Raw genomic sequence first — 3,716 nt, 5'->3', positions numbered from 1 at the left:
GTAGTGTCTTGCCAATGATAGGTGTAGTGTCTTGCCAATGATAGGTGTAGTGTCTTTTGAAACATCTATACAATTAACCATTTTTAGCTACAATAACAGCGTACTAATAGTTTCACAAGTGCGGTATTTCCTATGTGCGACAAAATTTGGAGAAATTAGCTTGATTTTGTTAAGTTAGTGGGTTGGAGGATAGAGAGGGCGACACCTCGTTAGGAGGTATCGTGCTATGAAGCTATTATTCATGTTAGTGCTAGTGCTTGTAATTTTCGCACCTTTACTTCACTAGGTTTATTAAAAGCTAATCCCTTGTTTATGGGGGTTAGCTCGTTAATAGACATACTAGCATGACTTGCACTATTATACCGAAATAAGGGGCATATAGTGGAATTTGATCAATTAGAATCACAAAGATCAGACTTACAAAAAGTGTTAAAAGAATTGGATACGCTCCCAAAAACCCCACAAATTGAGTTACAAAAACAAAAAATACAAGACCGCATTAACAAAATAACAGACACAATCATTAAAGAATTACTATCAAAGCATGAAATCAAAAAAGAAGAACTAGAACCCACTCTAAAAGAAAAACCCACACCAACAAAAGCACCACAAACCACCCCCACACCATGCAAAGATTTAGTGGTTAGCACCCCTAAAGATAACACCTATATCACCTACCACAATAACGCTAATAAGGTTAATCTAGGGAAATTGAGCGAAAGGGAAGCCAATCTTTTATTCGCTATTTTTCAAAGGCTTAAAGATCAAGGGAATACCCTCATTCGTTTTGAACCGCAAGATTTGAAACACATGCTAAACATAGATATTTCTAATGAGCGCTTATCAGAAGTGGTGATTAAGCTGTGGGACAGCATCAAAACCGCTGATTTTTGGAAAATTAGCGAAACAGAAACTTCAATCATTCAAGAAAATTACATGCTTTTTAGTCGGTGTAAAATTGAATTGAACAAACCGAGTAAAGATTTGAAGTATTTAGAAATCCAACTCAACGACAACTACCAATACTTGCTCAACAATCTTGGCATGGGTCAATACACTTCTTTCAATCTGTTAGAATTTCAACAAGTAAGAGGCAAATACGCTAAAACGCTCTATCGCTTGCTCAAGCAATACAAAAGCACAGGGATTTTGAGCGTGGAATGGACTCAATTCAGGGAGCTTTTAAACATTCCAAAAGATTATGACATGAGAAGCGTAGACAATTTTGTCCTAAAAATCGCTCTCAAAGAACTCAGAAAAATCTATCCCTTTGAACACTTGAGCTACAAAAAGGAACGCAGAAACAGCCACGACAAGCGCAAGGTAACGCATATTGATTTCTATTTTGAACAACTGCCACAGGGCGAAACCAAGCAACAAAAGCAAAAAGACAAGCAACGCGCTAAAAGGGATATTAAGCTCATAGCATGGGATATTAACAACCAAATCGCTAAAAGAAACGCCAAAGCCACTATGGAAGCTAGGTTGCTTGAATTAAAAACCTTAATCGGCTATCAGTTCAGACACAACAATGGGACTATTTTGCAAATTAAAGACGCCACTTTTGAAAAGAATCAAATGTTTTTGCATGTTTTGACTAACAAAAACTCTCAAAAATTCCTTGTATCCAACAAGACATTCGCTTTGGAACTTCTGTTTGTTAATGGATACAGCCTAAAAAAAGACAATTTGCTAGAAGAAATTGATCCCCCTAAAATCCACCCTATCACTAACAAGCCTATCAAAGAGTTTGAAGAATACATAGGCAAAACGATCAATATCACTAATAACAACGTGGATCAATGCCCTAAGGGGATAACAAGCTATTTGAAAATCACTAACATTGTCAAATTGAATGACAATCGGATCTGTGTTTCAGTCCAAGATGTGGATAAGCCTGAGAAACTGCTCAAACCTTTCATCGCTAAAGATGAAAAACATTTGAAGAATTGGTTCAAGAAATACTACCGGTGAAATCAGAAATTTTTTAAAATCCCCTAAAATAGGGGTTTATAAGCTTGTTAAAAACATAACCCTTAAAAATTCAAAACAAAATGGCTAGAATTTTTGTCTTATTCTATTTTGGTAGAATAATAATTTCTCACAAGGAATTATAACTCCTTTCGTCGTCTATCTTTTGATTGTGTTCTCTAATCTTTCCATCCAGCTGTGTTGTTTTTTCATGAAGCTCTCTTGTTTCCTGTTCCATTCGTTTTGAAAGTGGTTCATCTGCTCGTTGAAAGAAGTCTCTAATTCGTTCTTTTGCGTTTGTGTAGATTTAGACATTTTAACTTTGGTTAGGCTTGGCAGTCATAGCGAATTGTTTTAGACAAATTTCTTTCTAAAATCGCCTAGAATGAATTTTAAATTCTAATCTAATATAATCATCGGTTTTCACTCAAAACGATGAAATAGGGCTGTTTTTAGCTCATTATTTGGGTATTTTGTTTTTAGTTGGAAGTTAGAATTCAAAATTCAAAAAACTTCATTTCCCTTTTAGTTGCTTGCTAGTTAGCCAATCTCACTAGTTTAGCATCTAAAAGCGCATATAACTTCGGCTTACAATCTAACCCATACTAAACCCTACTAAAACCGCCTAGCGAGCGTTAGCGAGCAAAATGAGCGGTTTTAGACCGATTGTTTGCTGACAAGCAAACACCAACAAGCGAAGCCTTAGCGAGCATGGACAAAAGCGCATCGCAGTTTGAAAGCGTAGGCGTTAGCCGAAGCTGTTTTGCGTCAGCAAATCAAACAAGATAGCGCAAACCTGGCGTTAGACTAAAAAAACCACTAAAAACTAAAAACCCAAAATATGTAGCGCGTCATGCGCGTTGTTTTTATTACATGTTTTAACAACTATGTTGTTTTTACATGTTTTAACATGCGCGCGCGCGCGCGCGCGTGAGGGATTGGGGGTTGCAACCCCCTAAATAACGAAGCTGTATGGTTTCTCATTTTTGGGTGAAAATGAATAAAACAGAACTTCTTGCCAATGATAGGTGTAGTGTCTTGCCAATGATAGGTGTAGTGTCTTGCCAATGAAGGTGTAGTGTCTTGCCAATGATAGGTGTAGTGTCTTGCCAATGATAGGTGTAGTGTCTTTTGAAACATCTATACAATTAACCATTTTTAGCTACAATAACAGCGTACTAATAGTTTCACAAGTGCGGTATTTCCTATGTGCGACAAAATTTGGAGAAATTAGCTTGATTTTGTTAAGTTAGTGGGTTGGAGGATAGAGAGGGCGACACCTCGTTAGGAGGTATCGTGCTATGAAGCTATTATTCATGTTAGTGCTAGTGCTTGTAATTTTCGCACCTTTACTTCACTAGGTTTATTAAAAGCTAATCCCTTGTTTATGGGGGTTAGCTCGTTAATAGACATACTAGCATGACTTGCACTATTATACCGAAATAAGGGGCATATAGTGGAATTTGATCAATTAGAATCACAAAGATCAGACTTACAAAAAGTGTTAAAAGAATTGGATACGCTCCCAAAAACCCCACAAATTGAGTTACAAAAACAAAAAATACAAGACCGCATTAACAAAATAACAGACACAATCATTAAAGAATTACTATCAAAGCATGAAATCAAAAAAGAAGAACTAGAACCCACTCTAAAAGAAAAACCCACACCAACAAAAGCACCACAAACCACCCCCACACCATGCAAAGATTTAGTGGTTAGCACCCCTAAAGATAACACCTATA

Annotated in this window: 3 protein-coding genes; 2 read left to right on the top strand and 1 reads right to left on the bottom strand. The window is 36.7% G+C overall.

Features of this window, described 5'->3' with window-relative positions; genetic code table 11:
• Nucleotides 1-381: 381 nt before the first annotated feature.
• Nucleotides 382-1,974 carry a replication initiation protein gene (locus D2C72_08020; protein ID QEF44212.1) on the top strand — a complete coding sequence of 531 codons (1,593 nt, stop codon included), beginning with the start codon at nt 382-384 and terminating at the stop codon, nt 1,972-1,974.
• Nucleotides 1,975-2,856: 882 nt separating this feature from the next.
• Here the strand turns inward: D2C72_08020 and D2C72_08015 are convergent.
• On the bottom strand, nt 2,857-3,111 hold the full coding sequence (locus D2C72_08015; protein ID QEF44211.1) for a hypothetical protein: 255 nt from the start codon (nt 3,109-3,111) through the stop codon (nt 2,857-2,859).
• 316 nt (nt 3,112-3,427) lie between these two features.
• On the opposite strand from D2C72_08015, the gene D2C72_08010 reads away from it, so the two are divergent.
• Nucleotides 3,428-3,716: replication initiation protein (locus D2C72_08010; protein ID QEF44210.1), on the top strand; the 289-nt coding region annotated here is incomplete at its 3' end.

Origin of the sequence: Helicobacter pylori (assembly GCA_008032955.1) — a bacterium.
Classification (GTDB): Bacteria; Campylobacterota; Campylobacteria; order Campylobacterales; family Helicobacteraceae; genus Helicobacter; species Helicobacter pylori_DC.
Note: the sequence above shows the minus strand (reverse complement) of the source record. Positions and strands in the feature narration are given on the sequence as shown.